Source organism: Shewanella marina JCM 15074, assembly GCF_000614975.1.
Classification (GTDB): Bacteria; Pseudomonadota; Gammaproteobacteria; order Enterobacterales; family Shewanellaceae; genus Shewanella; species Shewanella marina.
Window position 1 is genome coordinate 20,052 of sequence record NZ_BALM01000004.1, and the last position, 23,339, is coordinate 43,390.

Here is a 23,339-nt window from a genome sequence, read left to right on the forward strand (position 1 = left end):
ATGTTTGTTATTTAGTTAGATTGGCAACAAAATAAAGGTAAGCATGGAAAATTTTGAAAGTGATTTAATGACGTTCTTTAATGCCTTATTATCAGTTAATGATATATCTGGTGTAATTGATTTTTTAAATAATGAAGGATTATTATTTATAAATGCAGATCGTGTTAATATTATTTTAAAAAAAGACAGTAACTCACAGCCTGCGCTTTATTATCAGGATCAAGATAAACAATTCCGTTGTTATGATTATTCCCAAGACAGTTTGACCCTGCATAAAATTGCTGCTTGCGAGTATTCACACTATCTTGATGGTGATGAGCTTTATCGTACCTTTCCACAACTGGCTAAACATCCCGCTTATCGCAATATTGCCACTTATAGTAAGATCCCCCTATTGATTGCAAATCAATCATTAGGTGCAATTGAATACATTAATTTATGTTTACCCGATCATGATGATGTCGAGAAACAATTTAAGTTGTTCAATAATATGGTTGCTGCTGTCATCGAACATATTCTTGAACATCAAGTGACGTCCACATTAACCAAGCAATTGAGCCATGAGCATAAGAATTATCAATTTTTAGTTGATGTGACCAATACGGTGATTAATCAAACGACTAAAAAAGAATTAAGTAGTTCTTTATTACATTATTTATATCAACGATTTGGCATGCTTGAATTGTCAATTATTCAATTAAATGATGGTCACTATAATCAATATTCAAGCTGTTTGCTGGATGACAAAATAGAATATAGACACCATTTGTTTAGTGATGATAGTCAGATCCGAGTTGCGGTTAAAAATAATAAAGCTGTAATTTTAAATGATAAGGATATCAATCTATTACGGTGCAGTGACAATAGTCCATATTTTTCTGATAACGTAAAAAGCGCGTGTGTTATCCCTATGATATTTAGGGGCTCGACCATTGGCTATATCTGTTATACCAAAATGGTTGAAACATGTTTTGAAGCTAAAGATATTGAGCTGTTTAAACAAATTTCATCGCGTGTCGCGTTAGCGATGCACAGTATAAAAGCGCATCAAGCGATGGCACCTAATCGCCCTAAAACAAAATTTATTAATATTGAAGATAGTGATGATGAATACACTATTTTTGACGATATTATCAGCAAAAGTGAAGTGATGAATAAAGTGCTTGAACAAGTTGCTATGGTAGCCAGTTGTGATAGCCGAGTATTGATTTTGGGGGAGTCTGGTACAGGTAAAGAGTTGATTGCTCGTGCAATTCATAAAATGAGCCGTCGCAGTAAAACCGATATGGTGAAAATGAATTGTGCTGCTATTCCTGCTGGGTTATTTGAAAGTGAGTTATTTGGCCATGAGCGGGGGGCTTTTACTGGGGCGACAACCCAACGTGTAGGCCGTTTTGAGCAAGCGCATAAAGGCACATTATTCTTAGATGAAATTGGCGATATGCCACTTGAACTTCAACCCAAATTATTGCGTGCGTTGCAAGAAAATGAAATTGAGCGAGTAGGAAAAAATCAGCGTATTAGTGTTGATGTACGTATTGTGGTTGCAACCAATGTTAATCTGCTGCAGATGGTCGAGCAAAAGAAATTCCGCAATGATCTCTATTATCGCTTAAATGTTTTCCCAATTGAGATCCCACCATTACGTCAACGAGTCGAAGATATTCCATTGTTGGTCAAGCATTTTACTCGTGAGCTGGCGAACAATATGGGTAAAACTATTACCGCAATTGCCGCTGATGACATGCAATGTTTACAACAGTTTAATTGGCCCGGAAATGTACGTGAATTGCGTAATTTTATTGAGCGATCAGTTATTTTGACCCGTGGTCACATATTAAACGTACCCGTTGAAGAATTGCACCTTTCTGAGAAATCTATTGCTGTAGAACCGAGCCTATTACCTAGCGAGACTTCCGTTGTATTACCCAGTAGCAATAGCAGTAAACCTGTGATTGCGAAGCAAGCCATTATTGATGCGTTAACTATTTGTCATGGTGTAATCGCAGGCCCCAATGGTGCTGCGCAACAACTTGGGCTAAAACGCACAACATTATTATCTCGTATGCAAAAGCTTGGTATTAATAGCCAAGATTATCGACTAATGAGTTGAACATCATTATGAGGAAAAGAGTTTGGGGGCTTTAGAGGTGTTACTTGAGCCAATATTCGATAGTGCCAATGAACAGACTATTGTTCGTTATCGAAAAGGTAAAAATGATAGTCAAGAGGTGGACTTTATTATTGAAGAGACACCTGTAGCGGTATCGTATAATGATATCGCTTATACCGTGATGATGTGTACTCCACATGATTTAGAGCAATTTGCTGTTGGTTTTTCGTTATCTGAGGGGATTATTAATCATCATCGTGAAATTCACGATATTGCTATTGTGCCTAATTGCCAAGGCATCAATATTAATATCACGGTAGCAAATCGATGTTTGGCCCGGTTGCAGCAAAAACGTCGTTCTTTAGCTGGGATGACAGGTTGCGGCATTTGCGGCGAAGAAAAACTTGAAACAGTACGCCACCCGTTAACGCCATTAAGTTCGTCTGTAAGGTTTGATTTAGGTCAACTTGATCATATTTTGGCGCAGTTATTACAGCTACAGCAATTAAACCAACTTACAGGTGCCGCACACGCCGCAGCTTACATTGATAGTGATGGCAATATTGTGACTATTTATGAAGATGTTGGTCGTCATATTGCGCTAGATAAGTTAGTTGGCCATATTCATCAACAGCAATTATCAGGTGGTGTTGTATTAGTGACCAGCCGAGCGAGTTTTGAAATGGTACAAAAAGCAGCCGCTGCAGGTATTGAAGTGTTGCTTGCTATTTCGTCGGCTACACAGATGGCGATTGATTTGGCTCGGCAGTTAAATGTCACCTTGGTTGGTCATTGTCGATTGGGTAGAGCTGATGCTTATAGTCACCCACAGCGGATTATAGGCACCATTTAATTATATCGCGGTAGTGTCAATGATTGACGCCATAGAGAAAGGCAATTATGCATGAATTATCATTGAGCTTAAACACGGTTGATACTGTTGTTGCACAAGCTCAAAAACAAGGTTTTAAGCGTGTGACTAAAGTGACTTTGGCAATTGGCACTTTGTCTTGTATTGAGCATCAAGCCTTAGCAACAGGTTTTGAATTTGCTAGTCGAGGCACCATTGCTGAAGCAGCAATATTCGAAATTGAGGCGGTTGCAGCAAAGGTTTGGTGTTTAGATTGTCAGCAATATGTGTTGATTGCTGAGCGTGGAATTTGCTGCCCTATATGCCAAGGTTATCAACTTAAAGTTGAAGCCGGCGAAGAATTAATGATTAAACATATCGAGGTTGAATAATGTGTAATGTATGTGGCTGTGGTGAGAGCCAAATAGAAGCGCATTCGCATGAGCATCATCATGTGACAGATGCACCATCTACTACTGAAACGCCACAAACGGTGGTAATCCATCATCATTATCATCATCAAGGCGATGTGCATCATCATGTTCATTATACCTTACCTGCGGGCATGCAACCTGCGATGGCTGATATTCCACCCCACCATAATGAACATCAACCTGAACAGCTAACTGGTGGTGATTTACACTATGGTAAAGGTGAAGCACAAGTACATGTGAGTGGCGTATCTCAACGTCAATTATTAACTTTAGAGATGGATATTTTAGGTAATAATAATCACCTTGCAGCCCATAACCGCGAACATTTTATTGAAAATCAACAGTTGGTATTGAATTTAGTTTCAAGCCCTGGCTCTGGTAAAACCACGTTACTCACTGAAACCTTAATGCGTTTAAAAGATGATTATGCTTGTGCCGTTATTGAGGGGGATCAACAAACCAGTAATGATGCCGATCGTATTCGTGCAACTACAGTACCGGCAATACAAGTGAATACAGGTAAAGGTTGTCATCTTGACGCGCAAATGATCCATGATGCTTATCATCAACTTGGGCTTAATGATGCAGGATTTTTGTTTATTGAAAATGTTGGTAACTTAGTTTGCCCTGCCAGTTTTGATTTAGGCGAGGCTGCAAAAGTGGCTATATTGTCAGTGACAGAAGGGGAGGATAAACCGCTTAAATATCCTAATATGTTTGCTGCAGCCGAGTTAATGATCATCAATAAGATCGATTTACTTCCTTATGTCGATATTAATATTGACGATTGCATTATTAATGCAAAAAAAGTTAATCCTACAATCAAAGTGATTAAGTTATCTGCAAAAACTGGGGCAGGTATGGATGCATGGTTAAATTGGTTAACTGAACATCTGCAGCAATTATCGATTAAAGTATAAAAGTGAATAAAACGAAACCTGCTAGTGCGCTAGCGGGTTTCATTTTTGTAATGATGGTTTATAAACTATTAACCGTAGATACAAAGATAAGCGGTTTGAGTCGCTACTTTGACTTGAAATTTAGCATCACCGATAACTGAGAACTGCTCGCCAGCATTAAAAGTCTGCCATTCACTCTCGCCTGGTAGCATTACTGTAAGTGCGCCAGAGATCACTTGCATCACTTCTGGTGCAGCTGTACCAAATTCATAATCACCTGCTTCCATTACGCCTACTGATGCGGGCTTGTCAGTACCAGCGAAAGAGATAGACTTAACTTGACCTTCAAAATATTCGTTTACTGTTAGCATGATGATTCCTTTTTTAATTAGTATATATGTTCAGCGATTAAACCGATGAGCACGTTAATAAGAATAAACTTAATGGCAGTATCATAGCGATAAACCTTATTGCGGCAAGTTATTTAGATTTAGGATAGATATTGCAATTAATGCTAATAACAAATATCAAATAATATAGTTCACATTAATTATAATATTCAACATATGGTGCTGGGTTTTAACTTCGTGTATTTAAGAATATTTAGTTTTATCTAGTGAATGATAAAAGATACAATATCTCTCTTTGTGTTAATTATTTTTATTGTTACTTGTTAATTAGTAGTGTGATTAATGTTGTAATTTGTATTATCAGTTTATTTCCCCCACCTTTTTAGTAGAAATTTATTATGTTTAAATCGCTAATCTTAGTCGTATTGTTTTGTTTTTCGGCTGTTGCTAATGCTAATTCATATTTTAATCAATCAAATGAGATTCCTGTATATGTATGCACGATTAGACCATTCAGTGAAACCTTTGTTGATGTGGGGCTGAGCGAGGATATTGCGCGTTATAAAGTGTCTAAGCGATGTCAGCTAACTCAAGGTGATAATAGTATTTTTTGTCGAGCGAATAAGGCGAGTTGTATTGTGTCATCACTGGGTCGAGGATATCCAAGTCATAATACTGAAGGGGTCGTTATTTATGCGGATCTTAATCAGACGGGCCAAACGGTACGAATTAATAGCGATATTGCCGATTTATCTCAATACAATTTTAATAATCAAATGTCTTCTTTTTCAATTCCGATGGGATGGACTGTTCGTTTTTATGACGGTAAACATTTTTCGGGTGATTATTATACTCGAACGGGGGGTTATGCAAACGCAACTGGATTTGACAACAGCATCAGTTCAATCAAGGTGTTAAGTCGACATTAACTGCTTTGTATTGATGTTTTTGGCTTAGTATTGATATCGCCAAGTGAATCAATAACGTGTTAACGATCATTAACACGTTATCGTTAGCATCAGAAGGGTAGTTTTGTAGGCAATAAGCTTATTCAGTTTTTGCCAGTGCTAAAATATTGGCTGCAACAAATAGATCTTGAATGGCAATTCCTGAGCTATCAAAGACGGTGATTTCAGCATCTGTTTGGCGACCTAATTGGCGGTGATTAATAATATGGCCAATCTCAGTGATTTGATCGTGCGTGCAATGTTGGAATTCACCAATCACTTTTGATTGCGATTTAAAATCACAAAAAAGTTTAGCGTGTTGATATAGTGCAATTGGTAGCTCTTGTTTACCCACTTTATCCGCGCCCATCGCTGAAATATGAGTGCCGGCTTTAACCCATTCTGCTTTGAATAATGGGGTCTGCGCCGTGGTCGCAGTCACAATCATATCTGCTTGTTCACAAGCATATTGTGCTTCTGCTTCTTCACAATTAATGCCATAAGCTGCAATTTTATCAACAAACTTAGCCGCATTCTCAGGATTACGGCCAACCACATAAACCTGTGTTAACTGGCGGATTTTACTGATTGCTAGCACTTCATATTCAGCTTGGTGGCCGCTACCAAAAATGGTGAGTACACTCGCATCTTCTTTTGCTAGATGATTAACTGCAACCGCATCTGCTGCTGCGGTGCGGTAAGCATTGACTTTCGTGGCGGCGATTGCTGCTTCAAGCTCACCTGTGGCAGGATTTAATAAAAATACCGTTGTGCCATGGCAAGGGAGCCCTTTATTTTGGTTTTCTGGCCAGTAACTTCCTGTTTTCCATCCCACTAAGTTAGGCGTGCAAGCTGATTTTAATGAAAACATGGCGTCTGTTTGTGGCCCAGCGGCGTTGACGACTGGAAATAATTGAGCTTGATCGCCAATTGCTGCAACAAATGCCTGTTCTACTGCGGTATAAGCTAATTCATGCGAAATGAGTTTTGATGTTTGTGCTTCAGATAGATAAATCATATTACCAGCCTTGTATGCGATTCCAGATTTGGTAGTCATTGTTGTTCAGATCAAATACATGATATTGAGCATGCATTGATGCCGTTGCGCAGGCATGATTTGGCAGAATATGTAAGCGACTGCCCACGGGGAATAAACTGAGATCAATCTGGTTGCCATCGGTCGCTTGAATAATTCCGTGCTCTTGATTAACCGTAATAACTTGTAGTCCCGTTAATACTTGGCCGTTAGTGTCACAGACTAAACCGTAGCCGCAGTCTTTAGGTTGTTCAGCGGTACCTCTGTCAGCTGAAAGCGCCATCCAACCTGCATCGACAAATATCCAGTTTTTGTCATGGTTATGACCAATAACACTGGTCACGACACTGGCAGCAATATCACTTAGTTGACACACATTTAAGCCCGCCATGACCAAGTCAAAGAAGGTATACACACCAGCGCGAACTTCGGTTATGCCATCAAGATGTTGATAGCTTTGCGCGGTTGGCGTTGAGCCGATACTGACGATAGGACACGCGATTCCAGCTTGGCGAATACGTTCGGCGGCGAGTGCTGCTGCTGCCACTTCGTTTTCCGCGGCTGCAATCAGTGCTTGTTGCTCAAAACATTGATAAGACTCACCTGCGTGAGTTAATACGCCTTGAAAATCTGCGGCACCTGTTTCAAGTAATTGTGCAATTTCGATTAATTTTGGATCTTCAGGTGGAATGCCACCACGGTGACCGTCACAGTCAATTTCAATCAGTGCCGCAATACTGCACTGGTGCGCTTCGCAGAAATGATTTAATTGCTTGGCTTGCTCAAGGCTATCTAAGATAACTCGGGCGTGAATACCTTGTGCTTGTAATTGGGCGATTCTGGGTAATTTGGTATCGGCAATACCGACAGCGTAGATAATGTCGGTATAACCCTTACTTGCTAATGCTTCTGCTTCTTTTACGGTAGATACGGTAACGGGCGCATCTTTAGTTGGCAGTAAGTACTCTGCGGCTTCGAGTGCTCTTACTGTTTTAAAATGGGGCCGCAAATTAGCCCCTAGTCCTTCAATCTTTGAACGGAGTTGCTGCAAATTATTGATGAATACGGGCTTGTTAACATATAGAAATGGCGTATCAATAGTTTGATAGTGAGTTAACAGGGCAGGGCGTTGGCTAATAGGCATGGTCATTGAGTAAATCCATCGAAAGTGAATATTTAATTAAACAGTTTGAAGCTGCTCATATTTCTATGATTGTGGTTAGTATCTAACAAGTTAGTTTTCTTTTATATTAACTATTATCAAGATATAGATTAGGTTTGAACTTAATGATTAGTACTGAAGATTTACGTTTTATGGTGGTGATTGCGAGTCATAGAACCCTTGCTGATGCCGCTAGAACGCTTAATATCACGCCGCCCTCAGTCACATTAAGGTTGCAACATATAGAAAAAAAGCTATCGATGAGCTTAATTCAGCGGCCATCAAGGATCGTTAGCCTGACTGAAGAAGGGCAGTTATTGTTAGATAAAGGCATTGAAATCTTACAGCGATTAGATGAACTACAAGAGTTGATTGACGCTCGTAAATCATCTGTTTGCGGTAAATTAAGGGTATTGGCGCCTCTGGGGTTTGGTAATGACTATATTGCGCCGCTATTGGCACAATATAAGCTATGTCATCCGCAATTAGATATTGAGCTTGAATTGTCTGATAATCCTAATTGGTCGAGCCATCATAAATGGGACATTATTATTTATATTGGTGCGCTGAATGATTCATCATTAAAAATGGTCACGTTAGCGGCTAATCAGCGTTTTATTTGCGCCTCACCTGAGTATTTAGCGCGAATGGGCACCCCACAAACGCCGGCGCAATTAAGCCAGCATCAATGTATTGCCCTGCGTGAGAATAATGAAGATGTGACTTTGTGGTCATTTATAGCGGCTAACGATGGTCAACAACATGAGGTTAGAATTTCCCCTAGCTTGGCAAGTAATGAAGGTCGGGTGATTAAGGATTGGGCATTAGCAGGTATGGGCATTATTATGCGCTCTGAATGGGATGTTCAACCCCTGATTAATAGCGGTCAATTAGTGCGTCTCCTGCCAGAGTATCATCTACCCAATGCTAATATTGTGGCATTATTAAGTAGCCCAATTCAGGCTCGCAGTGCCAGAATATCAGGCTTTATTGATTTGCTAAAACAGCATTTATCACCTGAGCCTTGGTCATCTTAATTAAACTAGATAAATGTAGGTTTTCGCCGCTAATTGCAGCCAAATTGATATGGTTAGATAGATATATCGGGCTAATTTTGTTAGATAATATATGGCTGAGTTATTGAAACAGAAGATTTAATTAATGCTAATTGTGATTATGCTAAATAATGGCTATCTTATCGGCCTCTGTCATTAATTCAGTTTGTTTTCATGAGAAATCTATCGACTTTAGCCATTTTACCCAACATTGATATTGGTTTGAAACGACGAGCATTATGGTTAATTGCTGGGCTTGCTTTGGTAAACTTGCTGGTATGGTCACTCACCTTTATCGCTTTTAGTGGGCATCCCGCGATGTTGGCTATGTCTTTTCTCGCTTGGTCATTTGGGTTACGTCATGCTGTCGATGCCGATCATATTGCAGCCATTGATAGTACCACTCGTAAAATGATGCAGCAGGGTAAAAAACCATTAGCTATTGGCACCTTCTTTTCGTTAGGTCATTCGACCGTAGTGATTTTAGCTACAGTTGCCATTGCAGTGACTGTTGGAATGTTTAAGTCTCATCTGCCTGAATTATCAAATATCGGCGGTGTTATTGGTACGAGTGTATCGATCATCTTCTTGCTGGTGATGGCATATATCAATTTAACTATTTTTATTTCTGTCTATAAAACCTTTAACCGCGTTAAACGTGGAGAACAGATACCGGCCACTGAGATTGATCAGCATGTGGTGGTGAGTGGGCCTTTGTTTAAGCTATTTAATTTCGCTTTTAAGTTAATCAATAAAAGCTGGCATATGTATTTTATCGGGTTTTTATTTGGGCTTGGATTTGATACTGCAACTGAAATTGGGCTATTGGCAATGGCTGGATCTAACGCCTCTCATGGGATGAATATTTGGTTGATTATGCTGTTTCCTGCGCTATTTACCGCGGCAATGTCATTGGTAGATACGTTAAATAACTATGTGATGGTTGGCGCCTATGGCTGGGCATTCTCTCATCCGGCGAGAAAGCTATACTACAATATGACGATTACAGGTATTTCGGTAGTTATTGCATTGATGATTGGTGGTTTAGAATCGCTCAGTGCATTATCTTCAGCATTTCATCATAGTGGTGGGATGTGGGATCTGATTAATATGATCAGTGATAAATGGAGTGATGTCGGGTTTATTGTGATTGCGATATTTATTTTATGCTGGGCATTTTCCATTATTAATTACAAATTACGTGGCTATGACAAGCTGGCCAATAACGCCATCGGTTAGTGAATTTACAGCAATTATTGGATGCATATTTAACTGAGTTAAGGTAAGGTCTGCGCCAATAAAGATTTATAGATAAATGAGTATTGTATGGCTTATATTTGCCCACTTTGTCGTCAACTTTTGCAGCTTACTGACAAAACTTGGCGTTGTTCTAATAACCATTGTTTTGATTGTGCCAAAGAAGGTTACGTTAACTTATTGCCGGTGCAAAACAAGAACTCAAAAGATCCTGGTGATAATCAGCAAATGATGTTGGCACGCCGTCAATTTCTAGAGGCGGGTTTTTATCAGCCTTTAAGCGAAAAGGTGAATCAAATTGCTTGTGGGCTTATTAAGCAGAATTGCCAAATACTGGATATTGGCTGTGGTGAAGGTTATTACAGTAATCGTTTATTTGAAGCACTGAACCAACAAGTTGAAGCACAGCTAGTTGGACTTGATATTTCTAAGTCTGCCATTAAATATGCCGCTAAAAAGTATAAGCAACTGCAGTTTTGTGTTGCAAGTGCTTATGATATGCCATTTGAAGATCACAGTATTGATTTGATGCTACGTATTTATGCACCATCTAAACTTGATGAGATTAAACGCGTGCTAAAAAAAGAGGGCTATTTGATTACGGTTTCACCCGCCCCTAAACATCATTATGCGATTAAAGAACTTATCTATGAACAGCCTCGTTTACATCCTGTATCAGAAGCTGAACTCGATGGGTTTAAGTTAGTTGAACAACAGCAATTAAGTTGGCAGCTTGAGATGACAGATGCAGCAATGATTGGTCATTTTTTAGAAATGACACCTTACGCATGGAAATTAACATCTGACCAAAAACAGCAACTTATGCAGAATGGATTGAGCTGTGAACTGGATTTTCAGATAGAAATACACCAGTTATTAAGCTAATTGTTAACTATATGTTGGTGATACTTACTGTTTGTTCGCTAATTTAGAGAGATAAAATACTTAAAATTTGATGTAGCACACATAATTTGTATTTGTGAGCAAGATGCAGAATTTTAAGTAAAAAAGTAAGAAAGTGCGAGTTAACTCTGTTGACTTATGATGAGAATGATTTATAGTCATATTAGCTTGAAGGTTGGGCTTATTTTTTTGTACGTTACGAACCAGTTCGTCCTGTTAACAAAAGTAATACCGGCAATTCAGCTCCATCGCCGTTAAGGCTTTTAATTTATAGTTACACAGGATTTATATCATGTCTCAAGTTACTGGTGTTGTTAAGTGGTTCAACTCTGACAAAGGTTTCGGTTTTATCGAGCAAGAGTCTGGTCCAGACGTATTCGTTCACTTCCGTGCTATCAACTCTGACGGTTTCAAAACTCTTGACGAAGGTCAGAAAGTATCTTTCACTGTGACTCAAGGTCAGAAAGGTCCTCAAGCTGAGAACGTAACAATCGTTGCTTAATAACTAATTTAAATTAGTTAAAAGAATTCTTAAAAACCGTGGTTTATCCACGGTTTTTTATTGCCTGAAATTAGCGAATATTTAATTTAAAGACATAAAAAAAGCTGGAGTCCTCCAGCTTTCTTGTCATGAAAATCCCTGTTTAACTAAATAAACTATCTTCTAGTTTGATACCATTATAAATCGCTTTATATTGCCATGAGTATCGGCTACATAGCTCAAGTACAGTATGTTCAAGTTGCAATGGACTATCACTATTAAGACGATGCTCAATAATTAATGTCTGCTTATTCTTTTGCTTGATCTCAACAACATATTCTAACTGTTCAAGCTCATTGATTAAGGTTGGTATCTCACAATCACTCATGGTTAAGGTTAATTGCGCTGTTTCTTGTTGTGCATTTAACGATAGATGGCGAGTGAGTTTACCTTGCTCTAAATAAAGTACTTGATCACACATCTGCTCTAGCTCTTCTAGATTGTGTGAACTGATAATAAAGGTTGTGGTTGTTGATAATTGATCGACTATCTGGCGAACTTGTTTCGCATGGATCGGATCCAATCCTGCCGTCGGTTCATCTAATAAGACTAATTCAGGCTGACCTATTAACGCTTGCGCAATCGATACTCGTTTTGCCATACCATGACTGAGGCTGGTGGGCTTTTGTTGAGCAGAGTCTGTTAAGCCCACTAACTCAAGCACTCGTTTGGTTTCATCTTTTGCTTGGATAGCAGAGAAACCTTGTAATCGAGCGAAAAAGGTTAATTGTTTGGTGATACTCAAATGTGGGTCAAGCAAAGCATCTTGTGGCAGGGTACTTATTTTCCCTATATTTTGTGGATGATTAGGCTCTTGGCCATTAATGCTAATGCTGCCACTTGATGGACTGATAAAACCTGAAAGTATGCTTAAAAATGTGGTTTTACCCGCACCATTCGGGCCTACTAAAGCAATTGGTTTACCCTTAACCAATTCAATATCAATATTATTTAATACTGTTTTGCCTGCATACTGTTTGCTGAGTTGTTTACATGAAATAAGACTCATAGCTGACTCCGCTTTAACCAGTAATTACCTAAGGCCAATAACACTAGGGTTTGAATGATAGGAATAGCACTTAAGCTAAAAGTGGCTGCGCCATGCTGGGCAATCATATCGGATAACTGCACACCCGGAATAACATAACTTAATACGGCTAAACTAGGGATATAGTTGGTGAGCATAATGACTAGTAAATTAGCGAGTGTTAACAGTAGCATGGCAATAATACCCGCCTGTTTAGCGCTATTAGCCGCTAATGATACCAGTGCCATTAAGGCCGTAAATGGCGCACTAATAATGATGACATTGGTAAGAATATAGCCACTATTGGTCAGTGCCGTTAACCATTGATCAGGCTGATTAATGATGGTGACGACCAAACAGCTCACTACAGCAACTAATGCAAAAATAAAAATAATGATTAAATGGCTCAATATGCGGCTAAAGAAGATTTGTTCACGGCTGGCACGTATAAGTAAAAATCGTAAGGTTTTATTGTGCTTATCTGTAGTGAACATATCGTTGCTGGTAAAAATCACCAACATAGGGAAAAGATAAAGTACAATAAGCCAACAAACTGCAAGCTGCGCAAGAGGCCATGCAAACCAACCTCCGACTCTATGTCCACCCAATAACCCACTAATAAAAGCTCTGAAAGAGGGATCGTAGACGGTTGTGGCTGCATCGTTAATCAGATAGCTAAGTGAAAGCCCCCACAATACGACAAATAAGATGATTGACCACAAGCCTTTTGAGGTGGAAAAGAACTTGCTGAGTTCAAATTGAATTAAGATCCACAATTTATGTGGCGATGAGTGAGGTGTTAGTGTATTCAAAACCAACCTTTTCATTAAGTTATTATGTCGTCAGCTTAACAGAAAAGGCTGGTAAAACACGAGATGCTTAACGTGCTAATAATTCATTAATATGCGATTGAAGCTCGGCAACTTGCTGCTCTAATGTGGTAACGCGCTGTTCAAGGGCAGTTTTTGATGGGCTGACATAGGTCGATTCATCTGCAAGTAGCTGTTCACTTTGTTCTGAAAAGAGCTGGCAATATTTTGCTTCACGCTTACCGGGTTCTTTTGCAAGTAATTTAACTTGTGCAGGATCGGCTTGTGCCATTTGTGTGAGTTGTTGTTCGACTTCGACAATATTTTTAAAATCATGTAGACGATTACTACGGGTGCGAAGTTCACCTGCGGTTTGCGGACCACGTAACATCAATAAACAGACAATGGCTAATTGGGCTTGGTTAAACTGTAAATCACTGAATTCAGTATTGCAGAAACGATGTTTATACTTAGCGACACGACTACCAAAGCCTGTTTGTTCGCTAATTAAGCGCTTTTGAGTTAATGAGTCTACAGCTTGCTGTACATCAGTTTCTGTAAGTTCCATTACAGGACAACGACTGCTTTTCTGATTACAGGCCAGGGTGAGTGCATTTAACGAAAGGGGATATTGTTCTGGGGTGGTGACTTCTTTTTCGAGGAGGCAACCAATGACACGTGTTTCAATACTCGTTAGTTCCATAACTTCACCTATTACTACGTCTAATTGTGCTGTGGCAGAGGGTAATTTCTGCCACAGCTATATTAATAGCAAAGCTTGGTGAATTCGACCAGCTAAGTTTAGCGTTAAATTATTGAATTAACGTTAAACCGTGATCTTCAATGCGGATCAGATTATTTTTGTACAAGCCACCGATCGCTTTTTTGAAGGCTTTTTTACTCATACCTAATTGTGAGTAGATTTCATCTGGTGAAGTTTTATCATTTAGCGCTAAAAAACCGTTGTTTTTAGTTAACTGAGCCAGAATGATACTGGCGTACTTATCCAGTTCTTGCTTACTGCCTTGTTGCAGTACTAAGTCAATTTTACCGTCTTGGCGAACTTGCTTAATAAAGCCTTTTAGACTTTGACCAAAACGTAATTTTTGGAATACTTCATTGTTGTAGATTACGCCCCAGTGCTCATTATTGATAATGGCTTTGTAACCAAGGTCAGTGGTACCACCAATAATAAGATTAACAGCTTGACCATCTTGGTAGTTAGCCGGTGTGTTATCGAGAAATTTTTCAATTTTTGAAGAAGCTAGGATGCGATCATCTGCATGATTAATATGCACGTAAACAAGGTAACTACGGCCTTCTTCAATAGGCTTGTGCTGTTCGCCAAAGGGTAAAAATAGATCTTTATCTAAGCCCCAATCTAAAAATGCGCCGTATGGGCCAACAGCAACTGCTTTTAGATAAGCAAATTGACCGACTTCTACATAAGGCTTCTTAGTGGTGGCAATCACCATATCTTCAGAGTCTAGATATAAAAACACTTCAACCATATCGCCAATTTGGCAATCTTTAGGCGTTACTTTATTGGGTAATAAAACTTGGCCTAATTCGTGCGCATTTAAATACACACCAAAGTTTACTTGCTTAACGATTTCAAGCTGATGAGTTGTACCGATTTGGATCATGAAGAAATACCTAAATTATATGGGATGTCGCTTTATTGCTAATTATATACCCAAATGAGTCGAAGTTGCTATTTTCAGAAGCACTTAAGCTTGTTTATTTAAAGGTGCATCTATGCTGGAATAGTATTTCCTTTTAAAGGGGGTATAACGAAGTGGGCTTGCTTTAAGCCCATTAGGTTTCCTACTTAATTCTGTAACTTCAGGTTGCTTTAGACTCGTGGTATTGCACCATGCGAGGCGCTAATTAGGTTGATCTGACCTGATTACATTAAAGGTTGATAATATGTAATTTATATGGTTTGTTTGTGTTTAATTAAGCCGTTTTTTTGCTGACAAAAAGTGCATTTTGTTGATTATTTTATATTATCGCAATTAATCATATAAACAGACTTGCAATTGCTCAAATTGCAGGGTTTAATTGCGCCGCTTATAAAAGCAAAAAATTGATAAATTCACATATTAACAAGACAGTTAAGGTTGTTATGGCTCACGAGTTATTTGCCGTGTAAATAAGGGTTTATTTACACGGGGTATTGAGGATTTTTTTATGCAAAATAACGCTACATCAATGTCATGTTCATTGGCATGTTCACCTCATTCGCAACTTATTGTTGCCGAATATACTCATAGGCTAAGACATTCAATTTATTGTCTTAAACAGGCCAGTATACCTTTTTGAAAGCAGCTTTAACCTTATATTTTGGTTAGCTAGCACACCTTATATTAAGTAAGGCAATTGGCGCTTTATATCAATTCCATATTTTCTGGGAAGCTTACATGCAAGGCAAAAATATTTATTACGAAACACTGCATAATGCCTATGGGCAATACTTTGAAATAGGTCAAGTATTGTTTGAACAAAAAACGAGTCAATGGCATTTGAGTATTTTTGAAAACCCCAGATTTGGCCGGGTTATGGCATTAAATGGCGCCATTCAAACGACTGAAAATGACGAATTTGTATACCATGAAATGTTAACGCACGTACCTTTGTTAGCGCATGGTCAAGCTCAAAAAGTGTTAATTATTGGTGGTGGTGACGGTGGTATGTTACGTCAGGTCGTCAAACATAAAAATTTAACCAATATTACTATGGTTGAGATTGATGCGGCCGTGGTTGATATGTGCAAAACTTATTTTCCGCAACACTCTCAGGGGGCTTTTGATGATCCGAGAGTGAATCTAGTGATTGCTGATGGTTTAGAGTTTGTCAAAAACTGTACCGAGAAGTTTGATGTCATCATCTCTGATTGTACCGATCCTGTGGGGCCGGGCGAGGTGTTGTTTAGTTCTGAATTCTATCAAAATTGTAAACGCTGTTTAACTGAAGAGGGTATTTTTGTTGCTCAAAATGGTGTGGCATTTATGCAGCCTGAAGAACTACAAAATACAGTTAGACGCATGAACCAGTACGTTAAAGAATGTACTTTTTATATGGCAGCGGTGCCAACTTACATTGGTGGCAGTATGGCGTTTGCGTGGGCGACCGATAACGTACAGGCGCGCCAACTTGATTTAGCAACGTTGACTGCTCGTTTTGAGCAAGCTGATATTGAAACTCGCTATTACACTCCGGCAGTGCATCAAGCAAGTTTCGCATTACCTGCATTTGTGGAGCAGGCATTGCAAAGCGCAATGTCTATCACTGAATAAACCTTAAAATAGGCACGAAAATAATGAATAACTGGTCAATTGATGATGCGCGCGAAGGCTACAATGTCAACTACTGGAGCCAAGGTTTTTATGGCATAAGTGATACTGGTGAAGTTACAGTTTCACCTAATCCACAGCATCCTGAATATCAAGTAGGGTTAAATGAACTTGCTAAAGATATGGTTAAAGCAGGCGTTTCATTACCTGTATTAGTACGTTTTCCACAGATTTTGCATCACCGTGTTAATAGTCTATGTCAGGCATTTAACCAAGCAATTACTAAGTATGAGTATCAAAACGATTACTTATTGGTATACCCAATTAAAGTGAATCAGCAGCAAGCGGTTGTTGAAGAGATCTTAGCGAGTCAAAAAGAGAAAGCGGTTCCGCAGCTAGGCTTAGAAGCAGGCAGTAAGCCTGAGCTTATGGCTGTGTTAGCAATGGCGCAAAAGGCCAGCTCTGTCATTGTCTGTAATGGTTATAAAGATAAAGAATATGTTCGTCTTGCGTTAATCGGTGAGAAACTCGGCCATAAGGTTTATATCGTACTCGAGAAGATGTCTGAGCTTAAGTTAGTGCTAGAACAGGCTAAAGAGCTTGGCGTAACGCCGCGTATGGGTATTCGTGCTCGTTTGGCCTCTCAAGGTAAAGGCAAATGGCAAGCAAGTGGCGGCGAGAAGTCTAAGTTCGGCTTATCTGCATCACAAATTTTAAGTGTAATTAAGCAGTTAAAAGATTGCGATATGCTTGAGACATTGCAGTTGTTGCATTTCCACTTAGGTTCGCAAATGGCCAATATTCGTGATATTCGCCAAGGTGTAGGTGAAGCTGCTCGTTTCTATTGTGAATTACGCAAGCTTGGTGCACACATTGATACTTTTGATGTGGGTGGTGGTCTTGCGGTGGATTATGATGGTACACGTAGCCAAAGTAATAACTCAATGAACTACGGTCTAACTGAGTATGCTAACAATATTGTCAATGTGCTAACCGATGTTTGTAATGAATACCAGCTACCAATGCCTCGTATTATTTCTGAGTCTGGTCGTCATTTAACTGCACATCATGCGGTATTAATTACCGATGTAATTGGCACTGAAGCTATAGTGCTGAAGAGATTTGTGCGCCGACTGATTCAGCACCACAGTTATTACATAATATGTGGCAATCATGGTTAGATTTAAGTAGCCGAGTGGGTCAGCGTGCGTTAATTGAAATTTATCACGATACTCAAAATGATATTGCTGAAGCGCAAACGCTATTTGCATTAGGTCAATTGAGTCTAGAAGAGCGTGCATGGGCTGAGCAAGCTAACTTACGTGTGTGCCATGAACTACAAGGTTTGTTAAGTAACAACAACCGTTACCATCGTCCAATTATTGATGAGTTAAATGGTAAGTTAGCAGATAAATTCTTTGTTAACTTCTCGTTGTTCCAGTCTATGCCAGATGCTTGGGGTATTGATCAAGTATTCCCTGTGATGCCGCTTTCTGGTTTAGATACTAAGCCTGAGCGCCGTGCAGTGATGCTTGATATTACCTGTGACTCAGATGGTATGATTGATCAATATGTTGATGGTCAAGGTATTGAAACAACACTACCAGTTCCAGCTTGGAGCGCCGAAAGTCCGTATTTAATGGGCTTCTTTATGGTGGGCGCTTACCAAGAAATTTTAGGTGACTTACACAATCTATTTGGTGATACCAACTCTGCTGTCGTGCGTATTGAAGAGCAGGGTATTGCTAATATTGAATCAGTGCTTTCTGGTGATACCGTTGCTGACGTATTACGTTATGTGAATCTAGATGCTGTTGCCTTTATGCGTACTTACGAAGAGTTAGTGAATAAGCACATTGTTGAGCAAGAGCGTGCGCAGATCCTTGAAGAGCTGCAATTAGGCTTGAAAGGTTACACATACTTAGAAGATTTTTCGTAATTATTAATTAAATAAAGCAGGTGCATTGCGCCTGCTAGGTAATTAAAGCTGATGTTTTTTGAAGGTTCTGAAAAGAAAATTGAGGTGATAGTTGCACCTCAAGTCGGTTCTTTACGTGAATTAGGCATTGATTTTTGGCAGAGTATTGTTGCTTCTGCTAATGCCGAAATTCTGTCATCAATTAGTAATGATGAGTGTGATGCCTATCTATTAAGCGAATCGAGTTTATTTGTTTGGAAAGATCGCTTTTTGATGCTGACTTGTGGTACAACTACGCTCGCTGACGCGGTGATGTTATTTATTGATAAAATAGGCGCAGATCTGATCGCTTTCGCATCATATCAACGTAAGAATGAATACCAATCGCATCTACAGACAAGTTCATTTGAACAAGATTTACATGTGATCAGAGAACGCATCTCTGGTCCGGCTTTTAGAATTGGTCATTTAGATTCTCATCATCATTATATCTTTATGACTGATAAGCCACACACAACAATTCAAGGTGACCATACTAGTGAATTGTTGATGTACCATATTCAAGGTGAGGCTGCTGACTATTTACGCAGTAGTAATCAATCGGCTGAAGGGGTTCGCCGTATCTTGGAACTGGATGAGATGTTACCAAACTTTAGGTTTGATGACTTCTTGTTCGAACCCTTTGGTTATTCGATAAATGGCATTAATGGCGATAAATATATGACAATTCATATTACGCCGCAGGAAGCCAGCTCCTATGTGAGTTTTGAAACCAATCTGGACCTAGCTCATTATCCGGTCGATATTATCGCTCGGTTATTAGCTATTTTAAATCCGGGCTCATGGGATGTAATTGGGTTTAATTCGCCAAGGAGTACCCAAGGCTATCCTGAACATTTATGTTTAGGTAGTTGCGCATTAGAGACAAAACAGGGCTATAGTTTAGACTTCAGTCACTATCAGCAGATGTGTCACGAAGTGCTGATCCCAGAGTCAATTTGATAGATTAAGATTTGTTCGGAGTTTTATATGACTACAATTGCAGAAAAACCAGATTATTCATTATATTCTAATGCGTTTGGTTATTTGCGCCAGCCACTTGATTTTCGTCCTTTAGACGGCGATGCAGATGTGGTTGTTATTGGTTTACCATTCGATATGGCAACGACTGGTCGCAGCGGTGGCCGTATGGGCCCTGGTGCAATCCGTAATGCATCAGTAAACCTTGCTTGGGAAGAAGTGCGTTGGCCTTGGGATTTCAGCCTAAATGAACACATTAAAGTAGTTGATGCTGGTGACCTAGTATACAACTGTGGTGACAGTGCTGACTTTACTCAACGTGTTGAAGATTTTGCAACTAAAGTTGTTGAGTCTGGTAAAACACTATTAAGCTTTGGTGGCGATCATTTCGTTACTCTGCCGCTTTTACGTGCTCATTATAAGAAGCACGGCAAAATGGCATTACTGCATTTTGATGCGCATACCGACACTTATAGCCAAGGTAGCAAGTACGATCACGGCACTATGTTCTACCATGCGCCAGTTGAGGGTATCATCGATCCTGCTCATTCATTACAGCTTGGTATCCGTACTGATTACGATCGTTCAACTCACTTATTTGAAGTGATCGATGCAGCTGCTGCAAATGACATGACTGTTGATCAAATTGTTGCTCAAATCAAAGCACGTGTTGGTGATTTACCACTTTATGTGACTTTCGATATTGACTGTTTAGATCCAGCATTCGCACCAGGTACAGGTACACCTGTAATCGGCGGTGTGACAAGTGATAAAGCACTTAAGATTATTCGTGGTCTTAAAGGCATGAATATTGTGGGTATGGACGTAGTTGAAGTTGCGCCTGCTTATGATAATTCAGAAGTAACAGCACTTGCTGCTGCAACTCTAGGTCTAGAGATGCTACACGTATGGGCTGTTGGTAAAGATTTAATCAAGTAATTTTACTTCGATTATTATTAAAGAAGGTCAACATTATGTTGGCCTTTTTTGTCGCTATTTTTTTGTTAAAATTAAGAAGACTCAATTAGGACAAGGAGAGAACGTGGCAGATTTAGGCAATATAAGACGTGAATATCTTCAAAGTGGTTTACGACGTAAAGATTTACCTGACGATCCGATGCAACTCTTTGAATTATGGATGCAGCAGGCCTGCGCTGCTGAACTAATGGACCTAGTGCCATGTGTATTGCTACCGTTGATGAAACGGGTCAACCTTACCAGCGAATTGTGTTATTAAAACAGTTTGATCATCGTGGTTTTGTCTTTTTTACCAATTTAGAAAGTCGTAAAGCGCAACATCTTGCAAAAAATAACAAGATTAATCTCCATTTTCCTTGGCATATGATGGAACGACAAGTATCCATTAACGGCACTGCGACCCAACTATCTCATATTGATGTGATGCGTTATTTTTTAACTCGTCCGAAAGAAAGCCAAATTGCTGCTTGGGTATCCAAGCAATCGAGTACCATTTCAGCAAGACAGGCTTTACTGACTAAATTTGGTGAAATGAAGCAAAAGTTTGCTGATGGCGAAGTGCCTTTGCCCAAGTTTTGGGGCGGTTATCGGGTAGAACCGCAAACTATAGAGTTTTGGCAAGGCGGCGAACATCGATTACATGACCGCTTTATTTATCAAAAAAATATCGATAATCAATGGATTATTGACCGATTAGCGCCATAAGTAGTAATTATGACTAAAAATACAATCTGGGTTGATGCAGATGCTTGCCCAAACACCATTAAAGAAACACTGTTTCGCGCTGCTGAGCGCAAAATGATCCCACTTATTTTAGTGGCAAATCAATTTATTAAAGTACCACCTTCTAGCGTGATTAAAACAGTGCGTGTTGGCGCAGGTTTTGATGTGGCAGATAATTATATTGCTGATAATGTAGTCGAGGGTGATTTAGTCGTTACGGCTGATATCCCACTTGCAGCGCAAGTGATTGAGAACAAAGGGCTTGCAATAAACCCTCGCGGTGAACTTTACACGCCGGACAGTATCAAACAGCGACTTACTATGCGTAACTTTATGGAAGAATTACGTAGCGCTGGTATTCAGACTGGTGGTCCAAATACTTTTAGTGCAGCAGATAAGCATGCATTTGCTGCACAACTTGATAAATGGTTATGTAAGCAAGCATAGATAAGGCTGACTATACTTCATGGCAATTAGTCAATGAGGGCTTTGCTATGAAATGGTTGGTTTTATTTGTCAGTTTATTGGTGTCATATAGCGCATGTGCGATGCAATATCAGCTAGATAATGATTTGTCTCAGTTGAGTTTTGTCACGATTAAGAAAGAAAATATTGCAGAAGTTAGCCGTTTTGAACGACTGCAAGGACAACTCACTGCTGATAATATGTTAACGGTGAATGTGCCTGTTAGCAGTGTCAATACTGGTATTCAAATTCGAGATGAGCGGATGCAGCAGTTTCTGTTTGATACAGCTAAATATCCACAAATCTCAGTTGTGGCCGATTTATCTAAAGCATTAGTGCAAGCAACTAATAAATTGCCGTTTAAAACGGATGTTGATGCTGAAGTGAGTTTGCATGGTATGACACAAACTTTGTCGTTTCCTATTTTGATCACTCCGTTAGTTGATGGTGGTTGGCAGATAAATAGTCGACAAGCCGTGATTATTCAGGCACAGCAATTTGATTTAGTAGCAGGGATAAATAAGTTAAGAGCGTTAGCAAAGTTAAGCTCTATTTCTACGGCGGTGCCAGTCACTTTTGTGCTGACATTAACGCCAGTAATATAAGTTAACATTTAACAGGGTAAAATATGTACAGAATAATTGGCTTGATGTTGTTGCTAATTTCTTCATCGACTTGGGCGTTAGATAATCCATTGATAGGACAGACCGCTGAACTTAAAGTGGCTGAGGCACGATTAGATTTTCATGCGCGTATTGATACAGGGGCATCAAATAGCTCGATTAACGCTTTTGATATTAAGGTCGAAAATGGTGATCCTGACAATATGAAAGCCAATATCGGCAAAATTGTGCATTTTACCACTGAAAATGAACGCGGCCAGAAGCAAAGATTGAGCGCTAAAATTATTCATACTTCCACAGTAAGTAATTCGCAGGGTACTGAAACGCGCTATATGGTTGAGCTAGGCATCGGTTTTGCAGGCCATATGGAGAACATCAAGGTTAATTTACGTGATCGTTCACATATGGATTATAAATTGTTGATTGGTCGCAATTGGCTTAAAAAAGGTCATTATTTAGTTGATGTATCGGATAAGAATATTATTGGCCCTATTGCTAAAATCAATATTGAAAAAGCGGGTTTTGCTTATAAGGCTCGAATTGATACAGGCGCCGTTGAAACGTCATTAAATGCTTTTGATTTAGAAGTACATGATGGCGTTAAAGATAAGATGGTCAAGAACATTGGTAAGTGGATTAGTTTTACTACTGAAAATGAAAAAGGCCAACAAAAGCGCATTACCACGCGTATTATTGAAACATCACTTATTCGCAATGCCCAAGGTAGCGAAGTACGCTATATGGTGCAGTTGAAGTTAGGCGAGAAAGGTAAAGAGTATAAGGTTAAGGTTAACCTAAAAGATCGCCGTCATATGACCTATAAATTGCTCATTGGCCGTAATTGGTTACAAGGGCATTATATTGTCGATGTCAGTAAGAAATACTCATCAAAAAGTTAAGCAATAAATAATAAAGAGCCGTTAAGGCTCTTTA

At 39.3% G+C, this 23,339-nt stretch carries 22 protein-coding genes and 2 pseudogenes; 17 read left to right on the plus strand and 7 right to left on the minus strand.

What is annotated here, in order from left to right; all coding sequences use genetic code 11:
- Positions 1 to 43 precede the first annotated feature (43 nt).
- From JCM15074_RS04490 to hypB, 4 genes are read left to right on the plus strand one after another with little or no spacing between them, the layout of a single operon-like run.
- Positions 44 to 2,113 (plus strand): sigma 54-interacting transcriptional regulator, encoded by a 2,070-nt coding sequence (locus JCM15074_RS04490; RefSeq protein WP_025820131.1) that lies wholly within the window; start codon positions 44 to 46, stop codon positions 2,111 to 2,113.
- 22 nt (positions 2,114 to 2,135) lie between these two features.
- Positions 2,136 to 2,966, plus strand: coding sequence for a formate dehydrogenase accessory sulfurtransferase FdhD (gene fdhD / locus JCM15074_RS04495; RefSeq protein WP_148300728.1), 831 nt, complete (start codon positions 2,136 to 2,138; stop codon positions 2,964 to 2,966).
- A 47-nt stretch (positions 2,967 to 3,013) separates the two neighbouring features.
- On the plus strand, positions 3,014 to 3,355 hold the full coding sequence (hypA, locus tag JCM15074_RS04500) for a hydrogenase maturation nickel metallochaperone HypA (protein WP_025820133.1): 342 nt from the start codon (positions 3,014 to 3,016) through the stop codon (positions 3,353 to 3,355).
- Complete coding sequence (gene hypB / locus JCM15074_RS20905; RefSeq protein ID WP_025820134.1) at positions 3,355 to 4,317, plus strand: hydrogenase nickel incorporation protein HypB; 963 nt, start codon at positions 3,355 to 3,357, stop codon at positions 4,315 to 4,317. The genes hypA and hypB overlap by 1 nt, the downstream gene beginning before the upstream one ends.
- Before the next feature lie 68 nt (positions 4,318 to 4,385).
- Here the strand turns inward: hypB and ppnP are convergent, their stop codons facing one another.
- Positions 4,386 to 4,667, minus strand: a complete 282-nt coding sequence (gene ppnP, locus JCM15074_RS04510) for a pyrimidine/purine nucleoside phosphorylase (RefSeq protein ID WP_025820135.1) — start codon at positions 4,665 to 4,667, stop codon at positions 4,386 to 4,388.
- 377 nt (positions 4,668 to 5,044) lie between these two features.
- Here ppnP and JCM15074_RS04515 point away from each other — a divergent pair, with 377 nt between their 5' ends.
- Positions 5,045 to 5,575, plus strand: a complete 531-nt coding sequence (locus JCM15074_RS04515) for a beta/gamma crystallin-related protein (protein WP_025820136.1) — start codon at positions 5,045 to 5,047, stop codon at positions 5,573 to 5,575.
- A 118-nt stretch (positions 5,576 to 5,693) separates the two neighbouring features.
- On the opposite strand, the gene JCM15074_RS04520 is transcribed toward JCM15074_RS04515, so the two are convergent.
- Both JCM15074_RS04520 and JCM15074_RS04525 read right to left on the minus strand, forming a co-directional pair.
- Entirely contained in the window at positions 5,694 to 6,611 is a 918-nt protein-coding gene (locus tag JCM15074_RS04520) for an ornithine cyclodeaminase family protein (protein WP_025820137.1), read from the minus strand.
- Position 6,612: 1 nt separating this feature from the next.
- Positions 6,613 to 7,779: a DSD1 family PLP-dependent enzyme gene (locus JCM15074_RS04525; RefSeq protein WP_025820138.1), complete on the minus strand. Its 1,167-nt coding sequence runs from the start codon at positions 7,777 to 7,779 to the stop codon at positions 6,613 to 6,615.
- Positions 7,780 to 7,916: 137 nt separating this feature from the next.
- Between JCM15074_RS04525 and JCM15074_RS04530 the strand changes: the two genes are divergently transcribed.
- The 4 genes from JCM15074_RS04530 to JCM15074_RS04545 all read left to right on the plus strand — a co-directional run bounded on the left by JCM15074_RS04530 (position 7,917) and on the right by JCM15074_RS04545 (position 11,508).
- Entirely contained in the window at positions 7,917 to 8,828 is a 912-nt protein-coding gene (locus JCM15074_RS04530; protein ID WP_025820139.1) for a LysR substrate-binding domain-containing protein, read from the plus strand.
- Between the two features lie 192 nt (positions 8,829 to 9,020).
- The gene (locus JCM15074_RS04535) at positions 9,021 to 10,085 is read left to right on the plus strand and encodes a HoxN/HupN/NixA family nickel/cobalt transporter (RefSeq protein WP_051536815.1); all 1,065 of its coding nucleotides are present in this window, start codon (positions 9,021 to 9,023) and stop codon (positions 10,083 to 10,085) included.
- Between the two features lie 87 nt (positions 10,086 to 10,172).
- Positions 10,173 to 10,988, plus strand: a complete 816-nt coding sequence (gene rlmA, locus JCM15074_RS04540; RefSeq protein ID WP_025820143.1) for a 23S rRNA (guanine(745)-N(1))-methyltransferase — start codon at positions 10,173 to 10,175, stop codon at positions 10,986 to 10,988.
- Between the two features lie 310 nt (positions 10,989 to 11,298).
- On the plus strand, positions 11,299 to 11,508 hold the full coding sequence (locus tag JCM15074_RS04545; protein WP_025820145.1) for a cold-shock protein: 210 nt from the start codon (positions 11,299 to 11,301) through the stop codon (positions 11,506 to 11,508).
- Positions 11,509 to 11,650: 142 nt separating this feature from the next.
- On the opposite strand, the gene JCM15074_RS04550 is transcribed toward JCM15074_RS04545, so the two are convergent.
- The 4 genes from JCM15074_RS04550 to JCM15074_RS04565 all read right to left on the minus strand — a co-directional run bounded on the left by JCM15074_RS04550 (position 11,651) and on the right by JCM15074_RS04565 (position 15,029).
- On the minus strand, positions 11,651 to 12,556 hold the full coding sequence (locus JCM15074_RS04550; RefSeq protein ID WP_025820146.1) for an ABC transporter ATP-binding protein: 906 nt from the start codon (positions 12,554 to 12,556) through the stop codon (positions 11,651 to 11,653).
- Complete coding sequence (locus tag JCM15074_RS04555; RefSeq protein ID WP_025820147.1) at positions 12,553 to 13,386, minus strand: ABC transporter permease subunit; 834 nt, start codon at positions 13,384 to 13,386, stop codon at positions 12,553 to 12,555. Before JCM15074_RS04555 ends, JCM15074_RS04550 begins: the two co-directional genes overlap by 4 nt.
- Positions 13,387 to 13,453: 67 nt before the next feature.
- A complete protein-coding gene (locus JCM15074_RS04560; protein WP_025820148.1) occupies positions 13,454 to 14,086 on the minus strand; it encodes a YceH family protein in 633 nt (210 codons plus the stop codon).
- Positions 14,087 to 14,195: 109 nt separating this feature from the next.
- A complete protein-coding gene (locus tag JCM15074_RS04565; protein ID WP_025820149.1) occupies positions 14,196 to 15,029 on the minus strand; it encodes a CvfB family protein in 834 nt (277 codons plus the stop codon).
- A 777-nt stretch (positions 15,030 to 15,806) separates the two neighbouring features.
- Between JCM15074_RS04565 and speE the strand changes: the two genes are divergently transcribed.
- The 8 genes and pseudogenes from speE (at position 15,807) to JCM15074_RS04605 (ending at position 23,305) form a co-directional block, all read left to right on the plus strand.
- Positions 15,807 to 16,682 (plus strand): polyamine aminopropyltransferase, encoded by an 876-nt coding sequence (gene speE, locus JCM15074_RS04570; protein ID WP_025820150.1) that lies wholly within the window; start codon positions 15,807 to 15,809, stop codon positions 16,680 to 16,682.
- Positions 16,683 to 16,705: 23 nt separating this feature from the next.
- Positions 16,706 to 18,618 (plus strand): annotated as a pseudogene (gene speA / locus JCM15074_RS20910) (biosynthetic arginine decarboxylase).
- Between the two features lie 51 nt (positions 18,619 to 18,669).
- Positions 18,670 to 19,599, plus strand: a complete 930-nt coding sequence (locus JCM15074_RS04580) for an adenosylmethionine decarboxylase (RefSeq protein ID WP_025820151.1) — start codon at positions 18,670 to 18,672, stop codon at positions 19,597 to 19,599.
- A gap of 27 nt (positions 19,600 to 19,626) precedes the next feature.
- Complete coding sequence (gene speB, locus JCM15074_RS04585; RefSeq protein WP_025820152.1) at positions 19,627 to 20,556, plus strand: agmatinase; 930 nt, start codon at positions 19,627 to 19,629, stop codon at positions 20,554 to 20,556.
- 103 nt (positions 20,557 to 20,659) lie between these two features.
- Positions 20,660 to 21,300 (plus strand): annotated as a pseudogene (gene pdxH / locus JCM15074_RS20915) (pyridoxamine 5'-phosphate oxidase).
- 9 nt (positions 21,301 to 21,309) lie between these two features.
- Positions 21,310 to 21,765, plus strand: a complete 456-nt coding sequence (locus tag JCM15074_RS04595) for a YaiI/YqxD family protein (protein WP_025820153.1) — start codon at positions 21,310 to 21,312, stop codon at positions 21,763 to 21,765.
- A 47-nt stretch (positions 21,766 to 21,812) separates the two neighbouring features.
- Positions 21,813 to 22,388, plus strand: coding sequence for a YceI family protein (locus JCM15074_RS04600; RefSeq protein WP_025820154.1), 576 nt, complete (start codon positions 21,813 to 21,815; stop codon positions 22,386 to 22,388).
- A gap of 23 nt (positions 22,389 to 22,411) precedes the next feature.
- The gene (locus JCM15074_RS04605) at positions 22,412 to 23,305 is read left to right on the plus strand and encodes a putative ATP-dependent zinc protease (RefSeq protein ID WP_025820155.1); all 894 of its coding nucleotides are present in this window, start codon (positions 22,412 to 22,414) and stop codon (positions 23,303 to 23,305) included.
- The last annotated feature ends 34 nt before the right edge of the window (positions 23,306 to 23,339 follow it).